Here is a 23,820-nt window from a genome sequence, read left to right as displayed (position 1 = left end):
CCACGACTCGAGCGTGTGGAGGAGGAGTCGAGCACCCGCGGGAGCCGCCTAGACTGGTCCGCATGCTCGACTTCGTCGTCGCGGGGCTAAGCGCCAACTCCGTGCCGTACATCGAGGGTCTCGACCTTCAGCGCGCCGTCCATCGCGCGGTCGTCGCGGGCGAACGCCCCGACACCGTCATCCTCCTGGAACACCCCTCCGTCTACACCGCCGGCAAGCGCACCGCGCCCGATGAACGGCCGACCGACGGAACCCCCGTCATCGACGTCGACCGCGGCGGCAAGATCACCTGGCACGGCCCGGGCCAGCTCGTGGGCTACCCGATCCTCCACCTGGCCGAACCCATCGACGTGGTGGGCTACGTGCGCCGGCTCGAGGGCATCCTCATCGACGTCCTCGCCGACCTCGGTGTCGACGGCCGTCGCGTCGATGGCCGCTCGGGCGTCTGGGTGGGGCCGCCGGGCCTCGAGAACAAGATCGCCGCGATCGGCATCCGCGTCGCCGACGGCGTCACGATGCACGGGTTCGCGCTCAACTGCAGCAACTCGCTCGAGCCCTACGACCGCATCGTCGCCTGCGGCATCCGCGATGCCGGAGTCACCACCATCACGCAGGAGCTCGGCCGCGAAGTGACGCCCGAGCAGCTCGTCGAGCCGATCACCCAGCGGTTCCTCGCCGAGGCCGAGGCGGCGGTCGCCGCATGAGCACCCCACCCGAGGGGCGCCGGATGCTGCGCCTCGAGGTCCGCAACGCCCAGACGCCGATCGAGCGCAAGCCCGAGTGGATCAAGACGCGCGCGAAGATGGGTCCCGAGTACCGGCAGCTCCAGCACCTCGTGAAGAGCGAGGAACTGCACACGGTCTGCCAGGAGGCCGGCTGTCCCAACATCTACGAGTGCTGGGAGGACCGAGAGGCCACCTTCCTCATCGGCGGCTCGCAGTGCACGAGGCGATGCGACTTCTGCCAGATCGACACGGGCAAGCCGGCCGAGTACGACGTCGACGAACCTCGTCGCGTCGCGGAGTCGGTGGTGCGCATGCAGCTGCGGTACTCCACCGTCACGGGGGTCGCCCGCGACGACCTGCCCGACGAGGGCGCGTGGCTGTATGCGGAGACGATCCGCGAGATCCACCGCCAGTCGCCCGGCACCGGCGTCGAGATCCTCGTGCCCGACTTCTCGGGCAACCCCGAGCTCCTCTCCGAGGTGTTCTCGGCTCGGCCGGAGGTCTTCGCCCACAACGTCGAGACGGTGCCGCGGATCTTCAAGCGCATCCGGCCGGCCTTCCGCTACGAGCGCTCGCTCGACGTGATCACGCAGGGCCGCGACGCGGGGCTGATCACGAAGTCCAACCTCATCCTCGGCATGGGCGAGGAGCGAGCCGAGGTCTCGCAGGCGCTCCGCGACCTGCGCGACGCGGGCACCGACATCATCACGATCACGCAGTACCTCCGGCCGAGTCCCCGGCACCTGCCGGTCGATCGGTGGGTACGGCCAGAGGAGTTCGTGGAGCTCAAGGAGGAGGCCGAGCAGCTCGGCTTCCTCCGCGTGCTGGCGGGGCCGCTCGTGCGCTCGTCGTACCGCGCAGGCCGCCTCTGGGCGCAGTCCATGCAGGCGAAGGGACGCGAGCTGCCGCCGGCGCTCGCCCATCTCGCCGACACGTCGCTCGGGTTCGCGCAGGCGGTCGGCTGAGGCATCCGGGTGCCGCCTCCGCCCTGCGAGAACACGGTCGGAGGCGGCGTTCGCACGCCGGTATCCTAGTCACCATGGCACGCACCAAGGACGCGGGGTCCACCCCCAAACCCCGCAAAGAGCCCGGCCGCATGAAGCAGATGTGGCAGGTCTTCCAGATGACCCGCCGCTATGATTCGAGCGCGCAGTGGCTCATGCTCCTCAGCTTCCTCGCTCCCGTGCTCGTGGGCCTCGCGCTCGCGCTGTGGCTCGGCGAGGGCAACGGCTTCACGATCGCGTTGTGGATCGTGGCGGGCGTGCTCGCGGGCATCCTGCTCGCCCTCGTCGTCCTCGGACGCCGAGCAGAGCGCGCCGCGTACTCGCAGATCGACGGCCAGCCGGGTGCCGTCGGGGCCGTCCTCCGCAGCGGACTCCGCGGTGGCTGGACGGGCAACGAGATGCCCGTCGCCGTGAACGGCAAGACGCAGGACGCCGTCTACCGGGCCGTCGGACGCGGCGGGGTCGCGCTCATCAGCGAGGGTCCGGTCAGCCGCACGAAGCGCATGCTCGACGACGAGCAGCGCAAGGTCGCACGCGTGCTTCCCAACGTTCCGATCACGCTCATCTCGGTGGGCCATGAAGAGGGCTCCATCGAGCTGTACCGCCTCCCCGCTACGCTGCGCAAGACGAAGCGCACGCTCACGAAGCCCGAGGTGCTCGCGGTCGCGAACCGACTGAACTCGCTGCAGACCCAACTGCCCATCCCGAAGGGCGTCGATCCCATGAAGGTGCGGCCGCAGCGCGGCAAGATGCGCTGACCCGGCCCGCCCGGCACTCCGCCCGGCCCGGCTCGTGTGGCAAGCGGCATCCGTCGTCGGCGGATGCCGCTTCGCCGTTCACGCCCGGATGAGCACCGTGCCCGCGAGCTTGTCGTGGAAGCCGCGCTGGTCGGAGTCCCAGATGACCGCCGGCACCACGATGGCGAGCAGCGCCGTGCGCACGACGGGGCGCCAGAAGCCGACCCAGCCGCCCGAGACGGGCACCACGCGGAGCCCGACGAGCCGATGGCCGACACTCCCGCCGATCGTGGGGATGAAGAGCACCTGCAGCACGGCGAAGATGCCGAGCGTGAGCCAGGAGTAGAGCGCCGAGTCGTACGGCAGGAAGACCAGGGCGAGGATCATCGCCGACGCCCAGTCGATGGCGAGCGCCGCGAGACGCCGGCCCAGGCGGCCGACCGAGTTCGGGCCCGTCTCGGGAAGTCCCAGTCGCTCCCCCGGCCACCGACTGGGTTCGAGTTCGCCGGAGGTTCGAGGCTCGGTTGCTGGCACGGCTCGATTCTACCGACCGGGCCCCGCGTAACATGGCCGAAACATCCGCGTCACGGTCGGGTAATCGCGCACCGATACCGTCGCTTACGGCTGTGCAAGTTCGTCCGGTCCCCACCCGCCCCCTTGGAGTGTTCGTCACATGTTCAGTGATTCGTCTGAAGTGCTCAGTTTCATCAAGGAGACGGATGTCAAGTTCCTCGACATCCGCTTCACCGACCTGCCGGGTGTGCAGCAGCACTTCAACATCCCGGCGTCGACCGTCGACGAGGAGTTCTTCACGGTCGGCCAGCTGTTCGACGGCTCCTCGATCCGCGGGTTCGCGTCGATCCACGAGTCGGACATGCAGCTGATCCCGGATGTCTCCACCGCCTATGTCGACCCGTTCCGTGCGGAGCGCACGCTCGTCATGGTCTTCGACATCTACAACCCGCGCAACGGCGAGATCTACGCGAAGGACCCGCGTCAGGTCGCGAAGAAGGCCGAGAAGTACCTCGCCTCGACCGGCATCGCCGACACCGCGTTCTTCGCCCCCGAGGCGGAGTTCTACATCTTCGACGACGTTCGTTACGAGGTGAACCAGCACTCGAGCTCGTACTCGGTCGATTCCAGCGAGGGCGCCTGGAACTCGGGCCGCGTCGAGGAGGGCGGCAACCTCGCCAACAAGACCCCGTTCAAGGGCGGGTACTTCCCGGTCTCGCCGGTCGACCAGCACGCCGACCTCCGCGACGACATCGTGCTCAAGCTCATCGAGGTCGGCCTGGACGTCGAGCGCTCGCACCACGAGGTCGGCACGGCCGGCCAGGGCGAGATCAACTACAAGTTCGACACGATGGTGCACGCGGCCGACGACATCCTGAAGTTCAAGTACATCGTCAAGAACACCGCGAACGAGTGGGGCAAGACGGCCACGTTCATGCCGAAGCCGCTCTTCGGCGACAACGGCTCGGGCATGCACACCCACCAGTCGCTCTGGAACGAGGGCAAGCCCCTGTTCTACGACGAGGCCGGCTACGGTGGCCTGTCCGACACCGCGCGCTGGTACATCGGCGGCCTGCTCAAGCACGCGCCCGCCGTGCTCGCGTTCACGAACCCGACCGTGAACTCCTTCCACCGTCTCGTGCCCGGCTTCGAGGCTCCCGTGAACCTCGTGTACTCGGCCGGCAACCGCTCGGCGGCCATCCGCATCCCGATCACAGGCACCAACCCCAAGGCCAAGCGCATCGAGTTCCGCGCTCCGGATGCCTCGGGCAACCCGTACCTCGCCTTCGCCGCGCAGCTCATGGCCGGCATCGACGGCATCCGCAACCGCATCGAGCCGCACGAGCCGGTCGACAAGGACCTTTACGAGCTGCCGCCCGAGGAGGCCAAGGCGATCCCGCAGGTTCCCGGCACCCTCGACGCCGTGCTCGACGCGCTCGAGGCCGACCACGAGTTCCTCCTCGAGGGCGGCGTGTTCACTCGCGAGCTCATCGAGACGTGGATCGACTACAAGCGCGAGAAGGAGATCAAGCCGCTCGCGCAGCGCCCGCACCCGTTCGAGTTCGAGCTGTACTACGGCGTCTGATCCCTGCTCCCCCCAGGACGACGGCCCCGCACCGAGTGGTGCGGGGCCGTCGTTCGTTCGCTCGTGCCGACCGTCGGTGGATGTCGACTCGGCGACGCCATGACGCGATGGTTGAGGATTCCTCGTGTTCGAGAATGCTGGCGTACCGTGAGAGGCGTGGACACCTGGCTGCCGACCGTGCTCGTGGCGCATGCCGTCCGCTACCAGCCGTAGTGCCCGGCAGGTCAGCTCGTGGTGGGCTCGCGCCGCGGCTCGACGCCGTAGAAGCCGCGCTCGAAGACCGCCCGGGCGCGCCGGGTGACCTGCAGGTAGTCGTGCTCGAGGCGGCTCGCCGATCCGTGCGGATAGCCCATGATGCGGGCGACGCCCTCGAGCTGTGAACGGTCGACGGGCAGCACGTCGGTGGTCCGGTCGAGCCAGAGCGTGAGCGCCGAGCGCGCGCGCGACGCGAACACCCAGGCGGCCCGCAACACGCTCGCGTCGGACGACGTGACGTAGCCGTGCTCGACGGCCGCCTCGAGCGCCTCGAGCGTCGAAGTCGTGCGCAACGACGACTCGGCGGCACCGTGCTCGAGTTGCACGAGCTGCACGAACCACTCGACGTCCGACAGCGAACCGCGTCCGAGCTTCAGGTGCCTCGTGGGGTCGGCGCCCTGCGGCAGGCGCTCGTTCTCCACCCGGGCCTTGATGCGCTTGACCTCGCGGATGTCGTGGTCCGAGATCTCGGCCGGGTACCGCACGCTGTCGGCGAGCTCGGTGAAGTCGTGGATGAGCGCGGCGTCGCCCGCCACGCCGCGCGCCCGCAGCAGCGCCTGCGCCTCCCAGGTCAGCGACCACCTGGCGTAGTACGCACGGTACGCATCCAGCGAGCGGGCGACGACGCCGTTGCGGCCCTCGGGCCGCAGGTCGGCGTCGAGCTCGAACGGCAGACGCGCGTCCTCGCTGAGGCGGACGAGCTCGGACACGATGCGCAGCGCCTTCGCCTGTGCGGCCTCCGGCGAGGCATCCGTGGGCCTGAAGACGTAGACGATGTCGGCGTCGGAGCCGATCCCGAGCTCGCGTCCGCCGAAACGGCCCATGCCGATGACGGCGAACTCCACACCGTCGGGATCACTCCCGCGGATCGCCTCGACGAGGGCGGCGATATGGCTCTCGGTCACGTCCGAGAGTCCGCGGCCGAGCTCCTCGACGGTGCAGACGTCGAGGATCGCCGAGAGTGCGAGGCGCAACACCTCGCGGCGGCGGATGGCGCGGAGCACCTTCGCCGCGGCATCCGCATCGCCGTGCCGCGCGATCACGGCTCGCTTCTCGTCCTCGAGCGCCGCGAGCGGTCGCGGGCGCAGCTCCTCGACGTCCTCGAGCCAGGCGACCGCCTCGGGGCTGCGCTCGAGCAGCTCGCCGGCGAACCTCGAGCCCGACAGTACCCGGGTGAGGCGCAGCGCGGCATCCGACGAGTCCCGCAGCAGTCGCAGGTACCAGTGCGTGGTGCCGAGCGTATCGCTCAGCCGACGGAAGGCGAGCAGCCCGTAGTCGGGATCGGCGCCCTCGGCGAACCACGAGATGAGCACCGGGATGAGATGCCGCTGGATGGTCGCGCGGCGCGAGACGCCGGCCGTGAGCGCGCCGATGTGGGCGAGGGCGCCCTTGGGGTCGCGGAAGCCGATCGCCGCGAGTCGCGCCTCGGCCTGCGCGCTCGTGAGCTCGAGCCCGCCCGCGGGCAGCGCGGCCACCGCGGAGAGGAGCGGCCGATAGAACAGGCGCTCGTGCAGGCCGCGAACCCGCTGTCGGGTGCCCTGCCAGAGCGCGGTGAGGTCCTCGGCATTCCGTGCGAGGCCCGAGGCTCGGGCGAGGATGCGCAGCCGCGCAGGTTCGCGCGGCATGAGATGCGTGCGACGCAGCCGATCGAGCTGCAGCCGGTGCTCGAGCACCCGCAGCACCCGGTAGTCGCGTGAGAACTCCGCCGCCTCCTCACGGCCCACGTAGCCGCGCTCGGCCAGGGCCGCGAGGGCGGGCAGGGTCCCGGGCTGACGGATCCCGGGATCGCTCGCCCCGTGGACGAGCTGCAGCAGCTGCACGGTGAACTCGATGTCGCGCAGGCCGCCCGGGCCGAGCTTCACCTGCACGTCGACCTCGTCGGCGGGGATGTGCTCGGTGACGCGTTCGCGCATGCGCTGCACCGACTCCACGAACCCGTCGCGAGCCGAGCTGGCCCACACCTTGGGTGCGACCCCGGCGGCGTAGCGACCGCCGAGCTCGAGGTCGCCGGCGAGCGGCCGTGCCTTGAGGAGCGCCTGGAACTCCCAGCTCTTCGCCCAGCGGTCGTAGTACTGCAGGTGCGAGTCGAGCGTGCGCACGAGCGCGCCGTCCTTGCCCTCCGGCCGGAGGTTCGGATCCACCTCCCACAGGGGCGGCTCGATGCCGTGCTCGGCGATCATCCGCATCGTGACCATCGCCAGCCGGGTGGCGATGTCGATCGCGCGCGCCGTCGACACGATGTCCTCGTCGGCGGACTCCGCCACGAAGATCACGTCGACGTCGCTCACGTAATTGAGCTCGCGCGCACCGGCCTTGCCCATGCCGATGATCGCGAGTCGGGTGGCCTCGACCTCCCGCGCGGGATACCGGCCGGGCGCCGCAGGCTCGCCCTCGGCGCGGGCGACGACCCGGCGAGCCGCCGCGAGGGCGGCGTCGAGTGCGGCACCCGCGAGATCCGCCAGCCCCGCCGCGACGGTGTCGACCGCCTCGATGGTGCTCGGGCGGGTGAGGTCGTAGACCGCGATGCCCGCCAGGAGTCGCCGGTAGCGCACCCGCACGGCCGCCGTCGCCGCATCGGCGAACTGGGCCTGCGGCACGTCGACGCCGTCGAGCGCGGCCGTCACCACGGCTCGCGCGTCATCGGCCGCCAGCGGGTGCATCGGCTCCTGCTGCAGCACGGCGAGTTCGGCCGGATGCCGCAGCAGGAAGTCGGCGAATCCTCGCGACGCCCCGAGCAGCCGCGTCAGGCGCTCGGCGGAGGCATCCTGGCGAAGCACCTCGATCAGCTGCTCCGGCGCCCGCTCCTCGAGCCGTCGGATCGCCGCGAGCGCCTCGTCGGGGTCGCCCGAGTGCGCGAGCGCGGCCAGCAGTCGCTCCTCGTCGATTCCCGTCGAAGCGGCGACCTCCTCGAGCGAGGCGGACGCCCGGTCGAGATCGTCGAAGCCCGCGCGAGCGAGCCGTCCGAGGGTTGGCGCCTGTCGTGACATCCGTCTCGCGTCAGAGGATCTCGAGGTTGCGCTGCAACTCGAAGGGCGTCACCTGCGAGCGGTAGTCGCGCCACTCGGCCCGCTTGTTCGCGAGCACGTAGTTGAAGACCTGCTCGCCGAGCGTCTCGGCGACGAGCTCGGACTCCTCCATGTACTCGATGGCGTGGTCGAGGCTCGCCGGCAGCGGGTGGTAGCCGAGCGCACGGCGCTCGCTGTCGGTGAGCGCCCACACGTCGTCTTCGGCCTCTGACGGCAGCTCGTACCCCTCCTCGATGCCCTTCATCCCGGCTGCGAGCAGCAGCGAGAAGGCCAGGTAGGGGTTCGCCGCCGAGTCGATGGCGCGGTACTCGACGCGCGCGCTCTGGCCCTTGTTGGGCTTGTAGAGCGGCACGCGCACGAGGGCGGAGCGGTTGTTGTGGCCCCAGCAGATGAAGCTCGGCGCCTCGTCGCCGCCCCAGAGGCGCTTGTACGAGTTCACGAACTGGTTCGTCACGGCCGAGATCTCGTTGGCGTGGCGCAGCAGGCCGGCGATGAACTGGCGGCCGATCTTCGACAGCTGGTACTGGGCGCCCGCCTCGAAGAACGCGTTCGCGTCGCCCTCGAAGAGCGAGAGGTGCGTGTGCATGCCGCTGCCGGGGTTGTGCGAGAAGGGCTTCGGCATGAACGTCGCGTAGACGCCCTGCTCGATGGCGACCTCCTTCACCACGGTGCGGAAGGTCATGATGTTGTCGGCCGTCGTGAGGGCGTCGGCGTAGCGGAGGTCGATCTCGTTCTGGCCCGGCCCGGCCTCGTGGTGGCTGAACTCCACCGAGATGCCGAGGTCTTCCAGCATGCGCACCGAGCGTCGGCGGAAGTCGTGCGCGGTGCCGCCGGGCACGTTGTCGAAGTATCCGGCCGAGTCGACCGGCTGCGGGCCGTCGGGCCCGTATTTCGACGCCTTCAGCAGGTAGAACTCGATCTCGGGGTGCGTGTAGAACGTGAAGCCGCGATCGGCCGCGCGAGCCAGCGTGCGCTTCAGCACGTTGCGCGGGTCGGCGACTGCGGGCTCGCCGTCGGGCGTGGTGATGTCGCAGAACATGCGCGCCGTGGGGTCGATGTCGCCACGCCACGGCAGGGTCTGGAAGGTGGTCGGGTCCGGGAACGCCAGCAGGTCGGACTCGTAGGTGCGGCTGAGCCCCTCGATGGCCGAGCCGTCGAACCCGATGCCCTCGGTGAACGCGCCCTCGACCTCGGCCGGCGCGATCGCGACCGATTTCAGTGTGCCCACGACATCGGTGAACCAGAGCCTGACGAACTTGACCCCGCGTTCCTCGATGGTCCGGAGAACGAAGTCGCGCTGCTTATCCATCCACACCCTCTCTCGCACCTCTCAGGGTAGCCGTTCGGCGACGGGCGCAGCGCCGGGCGGGATGTCCCGTTGTGCCAGACTGGCGACATGCCAGAGCAGCCTGTGAACGACCCAGCATCCGCGAGCTCCTCCCCTGCCGAGACGAATCCGTACGGCGGCGCCGCGGCGACCGGAGGACCGAAGCGCGTGCGCACGCGGCACTTCCAGAACGCCAAGCGCGAGGGCATCAAGATCACCGGCCTCACGAGCTACGATATGCTCACGGCGCGCATCTTCGACGAGGCGGGCATCGACTTCCTCCTCGTCGGCGACTCGGCGGGCAACACCGTGCTCGGCTACGACACCACCCTGCCGGTGACGCTCGACGAGCTCATCCCGCTCACGAGGGCCGTCGCCGGTGCCGTGCAACGTGCCTTCGTCGTGGCCGACATGCCGTTCGGCTCGTACGAGAACGGCCCGGAGGACGCGCTCAAGACCGCCGTGCGGTTCATGAAGGAGACCGGGGCCCACGCGGTGAAGCTCGAGGGCGGCGAACGCAGCGCCAAGCAGATCCGGCGCATCGTCGGCGCGGGCATCCCCGTCATGGGCCACATCGGCTACACGCCGCAGAGCGAGCACGGCCTCGGCGGCCATGTCATCCAGGGTCGCGGCGAAGGCGTGCAGCAGCTCCTCGCCGACGCGAAGGCGGTGCAGGAGGCGGGTGCCTTCGCCGTCGTGCTCGAGATGGTGCCGGCGGATGCCGCGCGGCAGGTGACCGAGCTCCTCGAGATCCCGACCATCAGCGTCGGGGCGGGACCGCACACCGACGGGCAGCTGCTCGTATGGACCGACTGGGCGGGTCTCACCATCGGGCGCGTGCCGAAGTTCGTGAAGCAGTACGCGAACCTGGCGGGCGTCCTCGGCGAGGCGGCGCGGTCATGGCGCGCCGACGTCGAGTCGGGCAGCTACCCCGACGCCGAGCACAGCTACGAGTAAGCGTTCCGGGGGTTCACCCCGTGTTCCCGTTCCCGCGTCGCGTTGCCGCTGCGCCGGCCACGCGACGCGGGAACGGGAACACGGGAGGCGCGATTGCGCGACGGTGACAGCGGCCGGTCAGTCTTCGGCCGCCTCCTCCTCGGCCCACTTCGCGCTGTTCGCGCGCAGGATCTCGAGGGCTCGTTCGGCCTCCTCGCGGGTCTCGAACGGCCCTACCCGTTCGACCGCCGGCGACTGGAAGCCCTGCTCGACCCCACCGGTCCTCATGTTGTACCAGAACAGGTGTTCGACGTCCTCGGCCATAGGCTGATCCTATGCCCAAGGACCCCTCCGGCCACCTGATCCCCGGTCGCCTGTCGCCGATCCGTGAGGTGCCGCCGGGTATCGCACGCCCCGAGTACGTCGGTCGCGCTGCGCCCACGCCGAACCGCGACGGCGACCGATACACGCCCGAGGAGATCGAGCGGATCCGCGCCGCAGGGCGTATCGCCGCGGGCGCGATCGAGGCCGCGGCATCCGCCATCAGGCCAGGCGTCACGACCGACGAACTCGATCGCATCGCCCATGACTTCGTGGTGTCCCGCGGCGCCTACCCGTCGACGCTCGGATACCGCGGCTACCCGAAGTCGTCGTGCACGTCGGTGAACGAGGTCATCTGCCACGGCATCCCCGACGACACCGTGCTCGACGACGGCGACCTCGTGAACCTCGACGTCACCGCCTACCTCGACGGATACCACGGCGACCTCAATCACACGTTTGTCGTGGGCGAGCCGCGCGACGAGACGGCGCTGCTCGTCGAGCGCACCCGCGAGGCGCTCGCCCGTGGCATCCGGGCCGTCGCCCCGGGTCGGCAGGTGAACGTCATCGGCCGCGCGATCGAGGCGTACGCGAAGCGGTTCGGCTACGGCGTCGTGCGCGACTACACCGGGCACGGCGTGGGCCGGGCGTTCCACACGGGGCTCGTCATCCCCCACTACGACGCCCCCGAATTCGACACGGTCATGGAGCCCGGCATGGTGTTCACGATCGAGCCGATGCTCACCCTCGGGGCCATCACCTGGGACGTGTGGGACGACGACTGGACGGTCGTGACGCGCGACCGGTCGCTCACCGCGCAGTTCGAGCACACCCTCGTCGTCACCGAGCGCGGTGCCGAGATCCTGACGCTTCCCTGACCCTGCGCTCAGCTGCCGGGGACCCCCGCGATAGTGTGGCGCCATGGCGACTGACCACGCGATCGGCATCGACATCGGCGGCACGGGCATCAAGGGGGCGGTCGTCGACCTCGGCACCGGGCAGCTCGTCAGCGAGCGGTTCAAGGTGCGCACGCCCGAGGGCGGTCGGCCCCGCGACATCCTGCACGCCGCCGAGGAACTGCTCGCGGGCATCGCCGAGGAAGCCGACGGCACGAAGCTGCCGCTGGGCCTCTGCTTCCCCGCCGTCGTCAAGCACGGCCGCACGCTCTCGGCGGCGAACATCTCCGAGGAGTGGATCGGCCTGCCCGCCGAGGAGCTCTTCGAGCAGGCGCTCGGGCGCGAGATCCACTTCATCAACGATGCGGATGCCGCGGGCATCGCCGAACTCCGATACGGCGCGGTGGCCGGGGTCGACGGCGTCGTGATCCTCACCACCCTCGGCACCGGCATCGGGTCGGCGCTCATCAACGACGGTGCGCTCGTGCCGAACACGGAACTCGGGCACCTCGAACTCGACGGACACGATGCCGAGCGTCGTGCCGCGTACTCGGCCATGGAACGCGAGTCGCTGAGCTGGCAGCAGTGGGCGGAGCGCCTGCAGCGCTACTACTCGCACCTCGAGTCCCTCTTCTCGCCCGACCTGTTCGTGGTCGGCGGCGGCGTGTCGAAGCACCACGAGCAGTTCCTGCCGCTGCTGGACCTGCAGACCCCGATCGTGCCGGCGGTGCACCGCAACAACGCGGGCATCCTCGGTGCGGCGTCGCTGGCGACGCACTGAGTCCGGCACTCGTTCTCGACATCACGCCGTTCTCGGAGCGCACGGGGTCGGGCTCCCGCCGACGCCATGACGCTCGAAACCTCTCGACGGCGCACCCTGTGGCGTGTCGCCGCCGGCGATCGCTGCGCGATCGCTGCGCGATCGCTTCAGGCGGCGCCACGCCTCAGGGTGCGAGCGGGCCGGCTGATACGCCGGGTTCTGTTCACCGGGCGCTTGCGCGACACCGGCTGGACGGCCATCTCTCTCGGAGCCACGTCGCCGTGACCCTCCAGCGGCCTACCCGGGAACGGGGCGGGCCGCCCCATGGTTCCCTGTCTGGCCTTGCTCCGGACGAGGTTTACCGAGCCGACCGCGTCACCGCGGCCGCTGGTGGGCTCTTACCCCACCGTTTCACCCTTACCGCGGGCCGAAGCCCGAGGCGGTCTGCTTTCTGTGGCACTGTCTCGCGGGTTGCCCCGGGTGGGTGTTACCCACCGTCCTGCCCTGTGGAGCCCGGACGTTCCTCGGCATCCGTCACCACGCCCGAAGGCGCAGGATCCGGATGACGCGGCCGTCTTGCCGACCCACTCGCCCTTCCAGAGTACCGGCCGGAACCGGACCTCCGGTTCGTCGGCGTCCATCGGGGCACCGCGACCGCCCGCTCAGATGCCCGACTCCTCCGTGCGCACGAGGATGCGGTCGCAGTCGGGGCAGAGCAGCACGTCATCGGCTGCGGCCCTGCGCACGGTGTCGAGATCGGAGCCGGTGAGGGTCATGTTGCAGCCCTGGCAGGTGCGCTGGCGCAGCAGTGCCGCGCCGATGCCGGCACCGCGGGCGCGTCGTTGTTCGTAGAACGCGAGCAGCTCGGCCGGCACCTCGCCCGAGACGACGACGCGATCACGCTCGGCGGCGTCGCGCTCGAGGGCGAGTCCGGCAGCCGCCTCGTCGCGCTCGGCCTCGAGCTTCTCGATGGCTGCCGCGATCGACGCGCGATCCTCGTCGATCGCGGCGAGCTCGCGCTCGGCGTCCTCGACGCGCTCCATGACGACCAGTTCCTGGTCTTCGAGGTCGGAGCGCCGCTTCGCGAGCGACGCGAGCTCGGACTCGAGGGCGGTGACATCCTTCACCGAAGAGGTGTGCTGCAGCCGGTCGCCGTCGCGCGCGATGCGAGCCTCGACCATCGCGACGTCGGACTCGAGCCGAGTGAGTTCGCCGCGAGCCGTCTCGAGGGTGCCCATCGCCTCGGCGCGCCGGCCGCGCACGGCGGTGTCGCGCTTGCCGAGCTCGGTGAGCTCGGCTGCCTGCGGGAGGGAACCGAGCCGATGTGCGAGCTGCTGGAGGCGGGTGTCGAGCGCCTGGAGCCTGAGCAGTTCCTGCTGGTCGGCGGGGGTTGCCTTCACGTGGTGCTCCTCGTGGGGTCGGAGGGGGAAGTGGTCATCATTGCACGACCTGGAAGTCCCAGGGGTCGGTGCGGAGTTCGCTCACCTGCACGTCGAGTTCGGGATGCGCCGTGCGGAGCTCGGCGGCGGCCGCGTCGAGCCAGAGCCACTCGCTCGCCCAGTGCGACACGTCGATGAGCGCGGGCCCGCCGCCGAGGAGCGCTTGCTCACGGGCCTCGGATGCCGGGTGGTGCCGGAGGTCGGCGGTGATGTACACGTCGGCAGCACGCACCGAAGGGTCGCCGAGGAGGGAATCGCCGGCACCGCCGCACAGCGCCACCGTCTGAACCGGATCGTCGAAGCCGCCCGACGCACGGACGCCCGTGGCCGTCGCGGGCAGGATCTCGGCGAGGCGGCGCGCGAGTCGGCCGAGCGTGGTGGGTTCGGCGAGCCGGCCGACGCGCCCGAGGCCGAGAGAGGGGTCGGTGCCGGGTACGATCGGGCGCACGTCGACGAGGTCGAGGCGGTCGGCGAGCACCGCCGAGGTGCCGTGTTCCACGACGTCGGCGTTGGTGTGCGCCGCGAGGAGGGCGCAGTTCGCCCGGATCAGCCGTGCGAGGAGGGCGCCCTTGTAACGGTCCTCGGCGATCGTCGTGACCCCGCGGAGGAGCAGCGGGTGGTGGGCGATGAGCAGGTCGGCGCGCGCCTCGATGGCCTCGTCGACCGTGCTGCCGACCGCGTCGACGGCGAGATGCACGCGTCGGACCGGGGCATCCGGGTCTCCGGTGACGAGGCCGGGTGCGTCCCAGGGTTCGGCGCCCTCCATGGGCCACAGCCGATCGATCGTGGACATGACCTCGGCGAGTACGACTGGCACGCGCCCCAGCCTATCGTCGCCGTACCAGGTGGAACCGGGCGCGTCAGGCGGGCGACCGGCCGTCGGGCCGTCCCTCGAGCTCCGTGATGCACCGCCCGAGGTAGTCGAGGAGGTCGAGTCGTTCGGCGTCGGAGAGGCCGCTGATCATCAGCTGGTCGATCGCGGCGACCCGGTCGGTTGCCTCGGCCAGGAGCTGCGCGCCCTCGCCGGTGAGCGTGACCGGTCGCGCGCGGCCGGATGGCGCTTCATCGGCGCGGGTCACGAGGCCTCGGTCCTGGAGCCCGCGGAGCACGACGTTCATCGTCTGCCGGGTCACGAACGCGCCCCGCGCGAGCTCCGCCCCCGAGATGCCCGGCGTCCGCTGCAGCAGTTCGAGGCACGCGTACTGCGGCGTGGTCAGCCCGAGCGGTCGCAGTGCCTCGTCGATGCGTGCCCGCAGTGCTGACTGGGCTCGTTTGAGGACGTAGCCGATGACCTCGCCGAGGTCCTCCATCGTCGGTCGCATGTCAGTAGCTTGACATACATTCAGAATGTCAGGATCCTGACATGCGGGTGTCACTTTCCTGACATCCGATTCGAGTGAGAAACACGGAGACCACCATGAACGTGACCGGACCCGACTTCATCGCCCTGCAGGTGCTCGACCTGCCTCGAGCGGCGGCCTTCTACGAACGGCACCTCGGGCTCACCCGAGCGGTCGCATCCCCGCCGGGGGCGGTGGTCTTCGACACGAGCCCCATCCCCTTCGCGGTGCGCGAGCCGCTTCCGGGCGTCGACCTCGAGGCGGCGGAGCGACCCGGGCTCGGCGTCGCGCTGTGGCTCCACGCCGACGATGCGCGGGCGTTGCACGACGCGCTCGCCGCGAGCGGCGTGCCGATCGTGGCACCGCCCCTCGATGGGCCGTTCGGCGCGACCTTCAGCTTCCTCGACCCCGACGGCTACGCCATCACGGTGCACGACGGCCGCTGACGCCGTCGGCCGTCACTCGCTGACCTCGAAGATCCCACGCGCACCGCGTTCGGCGTCGATCATGACGTGCGAGACGAACGGGTAGTGGCCCGCTTCGGGGAACGCGAGCTCGACGAATCCGCCCTGGGCGGGCAGGAGCGGAAGCACCTGTGCGCCGCCGTCGCCGCCGTCCCGGGCATCGAGCAGGTACGCGCCCTCCGACCACGTCGTGTCGAATTGCGCGCCGACGACGTGGAAGCTCGTCGCTCGAACCGGCCCGGCGTCGAGTACCCACACCCGCACCCGCTCCCCCACGCGAGCGGCGAGGGGCGCGTGGGCGTACTGATCGGCGTAGCCGTTGAACATCACGAGGTCGGGATCGCCGGTGGCGAGCTGCTCGACGTCGACCTCGCCGTCCGGCGGCCCGAGGTACGACTCCGACTGCACGAGCAGAAAGCTGCGGTCGACCTCGGGCAACCCGTCGGGCTCGATGACGAGCGCGCCGAACATCCCGTTCGCGATGTGCGCGCTCATCGGCATCGTGGCGCAGTGGTACATCCAGATGCCCGCCCGTTCGGCGGTGAACGAGAAGCTGAGCCGCTCGCCAGGCTCGATCGTGCGCATCGGCTCGTCGGGTGCCAGCGCGCCCGCGTGGAAATCGATCGAGTGCCCGATGCTTCCGTCGTTGACGAGCGTGATCTCGAACCGGTCGCCCACGCGCCCGTGCAGCGTCGGCCCGGGTGCCGCGCCGTTGAAGGTCCAGAGCGTCTGGCGCACGCCGGGCGCCACCTCGGCGACCTGCTCGGTCACGGTGAAGGTCGCTCGGTGCGTCACCGGCCCGTCGGATGCGGGCAGCGGTTCCAGTTCGGCCTCGTGCGGCGTGAACCCGTCGCCGGGTTCGGCGGTCGGATCGTAGGCCGCGTCGGCCGCGGCGTCCGAGGCGCGGACGCCGGATGCCGCGTGGTCGTGCCCTGCGGCGGACTCGGACGATGCGCCCGTCGCGACGATGTCGAGCGTCATGCCCATGGCGCGGTGGCCCACGATCGAGCACCACCCCTCGAGGTCGCCGGTGACGACGCCGGCGTCGAGCCGCGCCGAGTCGCCGGGCGCGAGTCGCGGGGCGCGCACGCCGTTCTCGAGCACCAGGTCGTGCAGCTGCTCGTCGTCGGCGTTCGTGAGTTCAATGACGAGTCGGGTACCGGCCGGCACCTCGATGCGGTCGGGCGTGAATCGCATGTCGGCGGCGGTCACCTCGACCGTCTGCACCGGCGTCCGGTCGGCGGCGGCGGTGGCGGCGGTGAGCACGCTCCCTGAGCTGCCGGTCGCAAGTCCGAGCGCCTGAGGCTGCGCCGCCGCGGCGGCGACGACCGCGAGCACGACCACGATGAGCCCCAGCATCGCCTGCCCGGCCCGCTGGCCGGGCAGGCGGTCCCCCTCGGGCGTGATCGGGCCGTGCGGACGATCCGGCCCGGTCGGCGCGCCGGGCGCGCCGGCGCGCGCGATCGCAGCCTTGGCGCGGCGCTGCGCGCGCATGGCGGCGAACAGCAGCGGCAGGAACGACGCGATGGCGGCGACGTAGAGCACGGAGGCCACCACTCGCATGAGACTGCTCACCGGGAGCGCACACACCACGAGCGCGGCGTTCGCCGTCGCGAGACGCAGCGCCGCGCCGCGATCGAGCATCCTCGTACCGGCGCGCACCGGGGTCGGGCCGCCGCCGAGCACCACCGGAACCAGGTAGCTCAGGGCGCCGATGAGCACCTGCACGGCGAAGCCGGCGGCGATGAACGGCACGACGGCATCGACGAGGCCATGCACCGGTGCGAAGCCGACGCCCGTCGCCCAGGAGCCGAGCGCGGCGATCGCGATCGCCAGGAGCGAACCCGCCCACCACAGCACCGCGGCGCCCACCGAGCCTGCGGCGAAGCTGCGCGGGGGTGCCGTGCGCGCCGCACGCAGCATGCCGACGGCGATGAGCCCGAGGCCCGCCGCATACCCGAGCAGTCCGACGGCGACGACGAGCTCCAGCCCGGCGGCGGCACCGACCGCGGCGACCGCGGCGGCACCGGCGAGCACGGGGAGCGCTCGAACGGAGGCGGGTCCCGCCTGCTCGTCGGCTCGCGTGCGCAGCATGGTGGGCCACAGCGTCACGAGGGTTCCGGCGACGGTGAGCCCCACCCAGCCGAGGAGGTTGATGAGCGCGTGCGCGAGCACCAGGCCCTCGGCGTCGGATGCGCCGAGCCCGCGCGCGAGCCATGTTCCGAGTCCGGCGCCGACGACAAGGAACGACGCCGCGGCGACGTAGTACCGCACGGTGCCACCGAATCGGCCCGGCAGGGCCCCGCGCACCCTCGCCACGAGGCTCGCGGCGTGCCACACCACCGCCGACACGAGGGCCGCCGCACCGGCCAGCGTGAGCGCCCAGATGCCCGTCGGAACCCCGACGAGCACGAGCAGCGCCCCCGAGTTCGAGAGCGAGAGCCGCCATGACTGACGGGTGCGGTCGGCGGCGCCCTGCTTCGTACGCAGCAGCGCGAAGGAGAAGTACTGGCTCCACACGAGGATCGCATGGGTCACGGCACCGAGCAGCAGCAGGTGCAGCATGAGCCACCGCGGCGCCGGCAGGTCGCGGTGCGCGAACACGACGACGAGGAGGAGGACGAGCCACAGGACCGTCGGCAGGTCGCGCAGGGGCTGGAAGCCGCGTGAGCGGGGCGGGGCGCTCACGACGCCGCGCTCCCGGCGGCGCCGTCGGCCGCCACGCGCCGCCGCTCGGCACGAGGCGGCTCGCCGATCACGGAGCTGCCGACCGAGAGCACGAGGAACAGCACGAGCGCCGCGATGTTCAGCACTCCCCCGAGCTGCCATGCGGGCATGCCGCCGAGCCCGTCGCCGAGCGCGATCCGCACGACCAGCCCCGCATGCAGCAGCACGACGGGCACCCAGAACACCGGCCGGTACGGCAGCGGCCGACGCAGCACGGCCGGGAGGATCGTGGTGGAGTGCGCCATGATCATCGACATCGCGAAGCCGAGGAACACCGCGTGCAGCACGGCGTCGTAGCCCGGCCTCGCATCCGGGTGGCCGACGAGGAGGATGCCGCCGGCGACGGCGAGCCACGCATAGCCGCCGAGCATGCACGCGGCCATGAACCGGGTCACGCCGCGCGCCCTGATCGTGCGCCGGGCGACGTCGTGTCGCACGAGCCAGACGGTGAGCACCGCGAGCGTCGCGCCGAGCAGCGTCGCGCCCACGTCGGCCGAGACGAGCGAGACGACGAGCGCCGCCACGATCGCCCAGCCCGCGAGCAGCAGGCGCTCGCCCGCGCGCGGCCCCATGGTGATGCGCGCGAGCTCGACCCGTTCGGCGGCGATCGTGAGCACCACGAACGCGACGAGCCACGGGAACAGTCGATCGACCGCGACGTCACCGAGCCAGAGGATCGCCGCGGCGCAGCCGAGTGCGGCGGCCAGCAGCTGCGTGAGCAGTGCGGCGTCGCGCTGGCGACGCCACAGTGGCAGGTACACGAGCGTGAACGCGGCGGAGCCCGCGACCAGCACGGCCTTTCCCACGACGAGCGGCACGATGTCGAGGACGAGCAGCACGGCGCCGGCGCCGAGGAGCGCCGGCGCGGCGAATCCCATCCATCGACCGAGGGCGGTGGCCCGCTCGAGGGCTACGAGCGTGCCGACGAAGCCGAGCACGAGCACCATCCCGTGCACCTGCGCGAGCCGCTCCGAGGTGATCGGTGCCGGCAGTCCGAGCAGGAGCAGCGCCGCATCGAGTCCCGCGAGGAGCCCGACCGCGGCAGGGAGCATCCAGACGGCACGCAGGGGAACCGGGCGTCGGCCGTGGTCACCGATGCGACGATCCGCGAGGGCCGGGATGTCCCGTGCGTCGACGCGGGCGTCGCCCGCTCCGGCCGTCGGAACCGCCGCGCTCATGCCTGGACCGGCACCCGGAGGGTGCACTCGCCGGGACCGGTGAACGGAACGAGCGTGGGGGCGGCGCCCCGGACCCCGAGCGACTCGAGCGCGCCGTCGACCATGCCGAGGTGCACGGCGCAGATCACCTCGGGGTTCCGCGAGGCCGCCTCGATCAGGGGACAGCGCCGGAGCAGGACGGTCTCGTGGTCGGCGAGGGCGTGCGGGGCGAAGCCCTGCTCGCGCATGAGCTCGACCAGCCTGCTGCGAGCGGATGCGGCATCCGTCGGACGCTCGCGTCCTTCGTCGTGCGCCTCGGCGGCGATGAGCTCGCGCCCCCACTGCCGACCGGCCTCACGTGCCTCCCCCACGGGGTCGGCACTCGTGCGCAGCAGGGTCGCCGCGAGCACGCCGGCGAGCGGTGCGTACGGCGTCGACGGGTCGCGCCGTACGGCCTGCCACAGCCAGGCGGGGCGACCGCGACCGGATGCCTCGGCCCGACGCCGGGTGACGAATCCGTCTCGTTCCAGGCTCTCGAGGTGGCCGCGCACCGTGTTCTCGTGCAGCCCCGTGGCCCGCACGATCGCGGCGAGCGACGTCGGGACGCGCTGCGCCTCCAGCAGCCGGAGCAGCCGCTCGCGCGACGCCGAGTGCGCGCGCCCGCTCGACGACCGGCGGGGCGGGACCATCGCGTCGGAGCGATCCGTGTGATTTTCCACGGAATTCATTGTAGTAAAATTCCGGCATGGCCGACATCCAGATCCACCGCACGCTCGAGGACGCGACCGAGGGCGCCGCTCCGGCGCATGCATGCGCCTGCGGCGAACACGACGACACCCTGCCCGAGCTCGACGTGCAGACGATCCCGCACGCCGTGCGCCACGCCGCGATCTTCGGCGCGCTCGACGCGCTGCGCCCGGGCGCCGGCATCGTGCTGTCGGCGACGCACGACCCCGTGCCGCTGCTCACGCAGCTCGCGGAGCGACGCCCGGCGTCGTTCGAGGTGGACTACCTGACGCAGGGTCCCGACCGCTGGCGGATCCGCCTGATGCGCGTCAGCGCAGCCTGATCCGTCGACGACCGCGCGCGATGCGGAGTGGGCCCTGCCGGGCTCGAACCGACGACATCCACGGTGTAAACGTGGCGCTCTACCAACTGAGCTAAAGGCCCCTGCACGGTGCGCAGTGCACGCCCATGGTATCCCGCCGCGCCGGCGGTCGTCGGCCGGTGCCGCCGCTCAGGCGGAGACGGCGGCGAGGGCCTCCCGGTACTGCTCGAGGGAGCGGGCCCGACCCCGCGGGGTGACGAAGCTCGCACGGATGACCCCGTCGGTGCCGATGACGAACGTCGCCCGCTGCGCGACGCCGGTCTCCTCGTCGAACGCGCCGTAGGCGGCCGCCACCTCGCCGTGCGGCCAGAAGTCGGCGAGGAGCGGGAAGTCGTACGACTGCGCCTCGCTCCACGCCCGGAGCGTGTGCTTCGAGTCCACGGAAACCGCCACGAGCTGCGCATCGCCGGCCTCGAACATGGCGAAGTTGTCACGCAGTTCGCAGAGCTCGCCCTGGCAGATGCCCGAGAACGCGAGCGGGAAGAAGACGAGCGTGACCGGCCCCTCGGCGAGCAGCGACTCGAGCCGGACGGACTGCCCGAACTGGTTCACGAGGGTGAACTCCGGGGCCCGGCTGCCGGGTTCAAGGATCATCGGATGTCTCGCTTCCAGTGTTCGCGGCGTGGACGAGCAGCAAGCCTAGCCCCCGCGTGCGAGGCATAGAATCACTAGGATGGCGTGGTGCCACGCGACCGTGATCCGGTCCCTCCGTCGTGCCACCCCCACACACCCGCAGGCATGATCTGCTGAAGAGAGAGGTCGAGTGTGACTGTCAACGACCAGGACCCCTACTCGGTCGCATCGATGGACTCCGATCCCGAGGAGACATCCGAATGGGCCGAATCCCTTGACGCTCTCGTCACCGAGAAGGGGCACCAACGGGCTCGCGAGATCATGCTCAGCCTGCTGAAGCGCTCGAAGGAACTCCACCTCGGTGTTCCCATGGTGCCGACCACCGACTACCTCAACACGATCGCCCCCGAGAACGAGCCGGACTTCCCCGGCGACGAGGAGATCGAGCGGCGCTACCGTGCGTGGATCCGATGGAACGCCGCGGTCACGGTGCACCGTTCGCAGCGGCCCGGCATCGCGGTCGGCGGCCACATCTCCACCTACGCGTCATCCGCGTCGCTCTACGAGGTCGGCTTCAACCACTTCTTCCGCGGTCAGGACCACCCCGGCGGCGGCGACCAGATCTTCTTCCAGGGCCACGCCTCCCCCGGCATGTATGCTCGCGCGTTCCTCGAGGGCCGGCTCGGCACCGATCAGCTCGACGGGTTCCGGCAGGAGAAGTCGCACGCGCCCGACGGCCTGTCGTCGTATCCGCACCCGCGCCTGATGCCCGAGTTCTGGCAGTTCCCGACGGTGTCGATGGGCCTCGGACCGATCAACGCGATCTGGCAGGCGCAGCTCAACAAGTACGTGACCAACCGCGGCATCCGTGATGCCTCCGACCAGCATGTCTGGGCCTTCCTCGGCGACGGCGAGATGGACGAGGTCGAGAGCCGCGGCCAGCTGCAGGTCGCCGCGAACGAGGGCCTCGACAACCTCACGTTCGTCATCAACTGCAACCTGCAGCGTCTCGACGGACCCGTGCGCGGCAACGGCAAGATCATCCAGGAGCTCGAGAGCTTCTTCCGCGGCGCGGGCTGGAACGTCATCAAGGTGGTCTGGGGCCGCGAGTGGGACGACCTGCTCGCCCGCGACGCCGACGGCGCGCTCCGCAACCTCATGAACGTCACGCCCGACGGCGACTACCAGACCTACAAGGCGGAGTCGGGCGCCTACGTGCGCGAGAACTTCTTCGGCCGCGACCCGCGGGCGCTCGAACTCGTGAAGGACCTCACCGACGACCAGGTCTGGGGCCTCAAGCGAGGTGGCCACGACTACCGCAAGGTGTACGCGGCGTTCAAGGCCGCCGTCGAGCACAAGGGCCAGCCCACGGTCATCCTGGCGAAGACCATCAAGGGCTACGGCCTGGGTCCTGCCTTCGAGGGTCGCAACGCGACCCACCAGATGAAGAAGATGACCCTCGACAACCTGAAGACGTTCCGCGACACCATGCGCATCCCGATCACCGATGCGCAGCTCGAGGAGAACCCCTACCTGCCGCCGTACTACCACCCCGGCGACCAGAACGAGGCCATCCAGTACCTGCACGAGCGTCGCCGTGCCCTCGGCGGCTACCTGCCCGAGCGCCGCCACACGCACACCGCCATCACCCTGCCCGACGACTCGGCCTACGCGATCGCGAAGAAGGGCTCGGGCACGCAGGAGATCGCCACGACCATGGCGTTCGTGCGCCTGCTGAAGGACCTCATGCGGTCCAAGGACTTCGGCCACCGCATCGTGCCGATCATCCCCGACGAGGCGCGCACCTTCGGCATGGACGCGTTCTTCCCGAACGCGAAGATCTACAACCCGAACGGCCAGCACTACACCTCGGTCGACCGTGAGCTGCTGCTCGCCTACAAGGAGAGCCCCCAGGGCCAGATGCTGCACGTCGGCATCAACGAGGCCGGCGCGGTCGCCGCGTTCACGGCCGTCGGCACCTCGTACTCGACGCAGGGCGAACCGCTGATCCCGATCTACGTCTTCTACTCGATGTTCGGGTTCCAGCGCACGGGCGACGCGATCTGGGCCGCCGGCGACCAGATGGCGCGCGGCTTCATGATCGGCGCGACCGCCGGCCGCACCACGCTCACGGGCGAGGGACTCCAGCACGCCGACGGCCACTCGCTGCTCCTCGCCGCCACGAACCCGGCCGTGGTCGCGTACGACCCCGCATACGGCTACGAGATCGGCCACATCGTGCGGGCCGGACTCGACCGGATGTACGGTGGCTCGCACCCCGACCCGAACGTCATGTACTACCTGACGGTCTACAACGAGCCCATCGTGCAGCCCGCCGAGCCCGAGGGCGTCGACGTCGAGGGCATCGTTCGCGGCATCCACCGCATCGCGGACTCGCAGGCGCAGGGGCCGAAGGCGCAACTGCTCGCCTCCGGCGTCGCCGTGCCGTGGGCCCTCGAGGCCAAGCACCTCCTCGAGGTCGACTGGGGTCTCGCCGCCGACGTGTGGTCGGTCACCAGTTGGACCGAGCTGCGCCGCGACGGCCTCGCCGCCGACGAGCACAACTTCCTGAACCCCGATGCCGAGCGCCGGACCCCGTACCTCACCCGCAAGCTCTCGGGTGTGCAGGGACCGGTCGTGGCCGTGTCGGACTTCATGCACGCGGTGCCCGACCAGATCCGGCCGTACGTGCCCGGCGATTTCGCGACGCTCGGCGCCGACGGGTTCGGTTTCTCCGACACCCGGCCGGCCGCTCGTCGGTTCTTCAAGATCGACGGCCCGTCGATCGTGGTGCGCGCGCTCGAGCTCCTCGCCGAGCGCGGCGAGGTCGATCGGTCACTGCCGGCCCAGGCCATCGAGAAGTACCGGCTCCACGACGTGAACGCCGGCACCACCGGGACGGCCGGCGGCGAGAGCTAGCGGGCGAA

The 23,820-nt window shown here is 70.8% G+C and carries 21 protein-coding genes, 1 tRNA gene and 1 other RNA gene; 10 read left to right on the top strand and 13 right to left on the bottom strand.

Annotated features, from left to right (window positions below):
- The first annotated feature begins 62 nt into the window (after positions 1–62).
- The 3 genes from lipB (at position 63) to ACVFI9_RS09895 (ending at position 2,487) form a co-directional block, all read left to right on the top strand.
- Positions 63–704, top strand: coding sequence for a lipoyl(octanoyl) transferase LipB (gene lipB / locus ACVFI9_RS09905; RefSeq protein WP_474766137.1), 642 nt, complete (start codon positions 63–65; stop codon positions 702–704).
- A complete protein-coding gene (lipA, locus tag ACVFI9_RS09900) occupies positions 701–1,690 on the top strand; it encodes a lipoyl synthase (protein ID WP_474766135.1) in 990 nt (329 codons plus the stop codon). Before lipB ends, lipA begins: the two co-directional genes overlap by 4 nt.
- A gap of 74 nt (positions 1,691–1,764) precedes the next feature.
- A complete protein-coding gene (locus ACVFI9_RS09895; protein WP_474766133.1) occupies positions 1,765–2,487 on the top strand; it encodes a DUF4191 domain-containing protein in 723 nt (240 codons plus the stop codon).
- Between the two features lie 78 nt (positions 2,488–2,565).
- Here ACVFI9_RS09895 and ACVFI9_RS09890 read toward each other — a convergent pair whose 3' ends face one another.
- Positions 2,566–3,000, bottom strand: a complete 435-nt coding sequence (locus tag ACVFI9_RS09890) for an RDD family protein (RefSeq protein WP_474766132.1) — start codon at positions 2,998–3,000, stop codon at positions 2,566–2,568.
- Positions 3,001–3,139: 139 nt separating this feature from the next.
- Here ACVFI9_RS09890 and glnA point away from each other — a divergent pair, with 139 nt between their 5' ends.
- Positions 3,140–4,564 carry a type I glutamate--ammonia ligase gene (glnA, locus tag ACVFI9_RS09885; RefSeq protein WP_474766131.1) on the top strand — a complete coding sequence of 475 codons (1,425 nt, stop codon included), beginning with the start codon at positions 3,140–3,142 and terminating at the stop codon, positions 4,562–4,564.
- Positions 4,565–4,788: 224 nt separating this feature from the next.
- Here glnA and ACVFI9_RS09880 read toward each other — a convergent pair whose 3' ends face one another.
- Together ACVFI9_RS09880 and ACVFI9_RS09875 are read right to left on the bottom strand one after the other, a co-directional pair.
- Entirely contained in the window at positions 4,789–7,806 is a 3,018-nt protein-coding gene (locus tag ACVFI9_RS09880; RefSeq protein ID WP_474766130.1) for a bifunctional [glutamine synthetase] adenylyltransferase/[glutamine synthetase]-adenylyl-L-tyrosine phosphorylase, read from the bottom strand.
- A 10-nt stretch (positions 7,807–7,816) separates the two neighbouring features.
- Positions 7,817–9,154, bottom strand: a complete 1,338-nt coding sequence (locus ACVFI9_RS09875) for a glutamine synthetase family protein (RefSeq protein ID WP_474766128.1) — start codon at positions 9,152–9,154, stop codon at positions 7,817–7,819.
- A gap of 87 nt (positions 9,155–9,241) precedes the next feature.
- Here ACVFI9_RS09875 and panB point away from each other — a divergent pair, with 87 nt between their 5' ends.
- Complete coding sequence (panB, locus tag ACVFI9_RS09870; RefSeq protein WP_474766127.1) at positions 9,242–10,129, top strand: 3-methyl-2-oxobutanoate hydroxymethyltransferase; 888 nt, start codon at positions 9,242–9,244, stop codon at positions 10,127–10,129.
- A 117-nt stretch (positions 10,130–10,246) separates the two neighbouring features.
- Here panB and ACVFI9_RS09865 read toward each other — a convergent pair whose 3' ends face one another.
- The gene (locus tag ACVFI9_RS09865) at positions 10,247–10,432 is read right to left on the bottom strand and encodes an SPOR domain-containing protein (protein ID WP_474766126.1); all 186 of its coding nucleotides are present in this window, start codon (positions 10,430–10,432) and stop codon (positions 10,247–10,249) included.
- An 11-nt stretch (positions 10,433–10,443) separates the two neighbouring features.
- On the opposite strand from ACVFI9_RS09865, the gene map reads away from it, so the two are divergent.
- Positions 10,444–11,307: a type I methionyl aminopeptidase gene (map, locus tag ACVFI9_RS09860; protein WP_474766125.1), complete on the top strand. Its 864-nt coding sequence runs from the start codon at positions 10,444–10,446 to the stop codon at positions 11,305–11,307.
- Between the two features lie 43 nt (positions 11,308–11,350).
- Positions 11,351–12,106, top strand: coding sequence for a polyphosphate--glucose phosphotransferase (gene ppgK, locus ACVFI9_RS09855; protein ID WP_474766124.1), 756 nt, complete (start codon positions 11,351–11,353; stop codon positions 12,104–12,106).
- Between the two features lie 171 nt (positions 12,107–12,277).
- Here ppgK and rnpB read toward each other — a convergent pair.
- The 4 genes from rnpB to ACVFI9_RS09835 form a co-directional block, all read right to left on the bottom strand.
- Positions 12,278–12,672: RNase P RNA component class A (rnpB, locus tag ACVFI9_RS09850), an RNA gene on the bottom strand.
- 75 nt (positions 12,673–12,747) lie between these two features.
- On the bottom strand, positions 12,748–13,485 hold the full coding sequence (locus ACVFI9_RS09845; protein ID WP_474766123.1) for a zinc ribbon domain-containing protein: 738 nt from the start codon (positions 13,483–13,485) through the stop codon (positions 12,748–12,750).
- A gap of 37 nt (positions 13,486–13,522) precedes the next feature.
- On the bottom strand, positions 13,523–14,317 hold the full coding sequence (locus tag ACVFI9_RS09840) for a Nif3-like dinuclear metal center hexameric protein (RefSeq protein WP_474766225.1): 795 nt from the start codon (positions 14,315–14,317) through the stop codon (positions 13,523–13,525).
- 67 nt (positions 14,318–14,384) lie between these two features.
- The gene (locus ACVFI9_RS09835; RefSeq protein WP_474766121.1) at positions 14,385–14,846 is read right to left on the bottom strand and encodes a MarR family winged helix-turn-helix transcriptional regulator; all 462 of its coding nucleotides are present in this window, start codon (positions 14,844–14,846) and stop codon (positions 14,385–14,387) included.
- Positions 14,847–14,941: 95 nt separating this feature from the next.
- Between ACVFI9_RS09835 and ACVFI9_RS09830 the strand changes: the two genes are divergently transcribed.
- Entirely contained in the window at positions 14,942–15,310 is a 369-nt protein-coding gene (locus ACVFI9_RS09830) for a VOC family protein (protein ID WP_474766120.1), read from the top strand.
- Positions 15,311–15,322: 12 nt separating this feature from the next.
- Here the strand turns inward: ACVFI9_RS09830 and ACVFI9_RS09825 are convergent, their stop codons facing one another.
- From ACVFI9_RS09825 to ACVFI9_RS09815, 3 genes are read right to left on the bottom strand one after another with little or no spacing between them, the layout of a single operon-like run.
- Positions 15,323–18,016 (bottom strand): multicopper oxidase domain-containing protein, encoded by a 2,694-nt coding sequence (locus ACVFI9_RS09825; protein ID WP_474766118.1) that lies wholly within the window; start codon positions 18,014–18,016, stop codon positions 15,323–15,325.
- The gene (locus ACVFI9_RS09820) at positions 18,013–19,233 is read right to left on the bottom strand and encodes a hypothetical protein (RefSeq protein ID WP_474766116.1); all 1,221 of its coding nucleotides are present in this window, start codon (positions 19,231–19,233) and stop codon (positions 18,013–18,015) included. The genes ACVFI9_RS09825 and ACVFI9_RS09820 overlap by 4 nt, the downstream gene beginning before the upstream one ends.
- Positions 19,230–19,931 carry a helix-turn-helix transcriptional regulator gene (locus ACVFI9_RS09815; RefSeq protein ID WP_474766114.1) on the bottom strand — a complete coding sequence of 234 codons (702 nt, stop codon included), beginning with the start codon at positions 19,929–19,931 and terminating at the stop codon, positions 19,230–19,232. The genes ACVFI9_RS09820 and ACVFI9_RS09815 overlap by 4 nt, the downstream gene beginning before the upstream one ends.
- A 26-nt stretch (positions 19,932–19,957) precedes the next feature.
- On the opposite strand from ACVFI9_RS09815, the gene ACVFI9_RS09810 reads away from it, so the two are divergent.
- Positions 19,958–20,281 carry a DUF2249 domain-containing protein gene (locus ACVFI9_RS09810; protein ID WP_474766112.1) on the top strand — a complete coding sequence of 108 codons (324 nt, stop codon included), beginning with the start codon at positions 19,958–19,960 and terminating at the stop codon, positions 20,279–20,281.
- A gap of 28 nt (positions 20,282–20,309) precedes the next feature.
- Here ACVFI9_RS09810 and ACVFI9_RS09805 read toward each other — a convergent pair.
- Positions 20,310–20,382: transfer RNA gene (locus ACVFI9_RS09805), tRNA-Val, on the bottom strand.
- Between the two features lie 67 nt (positions 20,383–20,449).
- Positions 20,450–20,914 carry a peroxiredoxin gene (locus ACVFI9_RS09800; protein ID WP_474766111.1) on the bottom strand — a complete coding sequence of 155 codons (465 nt, stop codon included), beginning with the start codon at positions 20,912–20,914 and terminating at the stop codon, positions 20,450–20,452.
- Between the two features lie 171 nt (positions 20,915–21,085).
- Here ACVFI9_RS09800 and aceE point away from each other — a divergent pair, with 171 nt between their 5' ends.
- Positions 21,086–23,812: a pyruvate dehydrogenase (acetyl-transferring), homodimeric type gene (gene aceE / locus ACVFI9_RS09795; protein ID WP_474766109.1), complete on the top strand. Its 2,727-nt coding sequence runs from the start codon at positions 21,086–21,088 to the stop codon at positions 23,810–23,812.
- The last annotated feature ends 8 nt before the right edge of the window (positions 23,813–23,820 follow it).

The sequence above is a fragment of the Agromyces sp. NSFZ genome (genome assembly GCF_056156205.1).
This window is presented reverse-complemented; position numbering and strand designations above follow the sequence as displayed.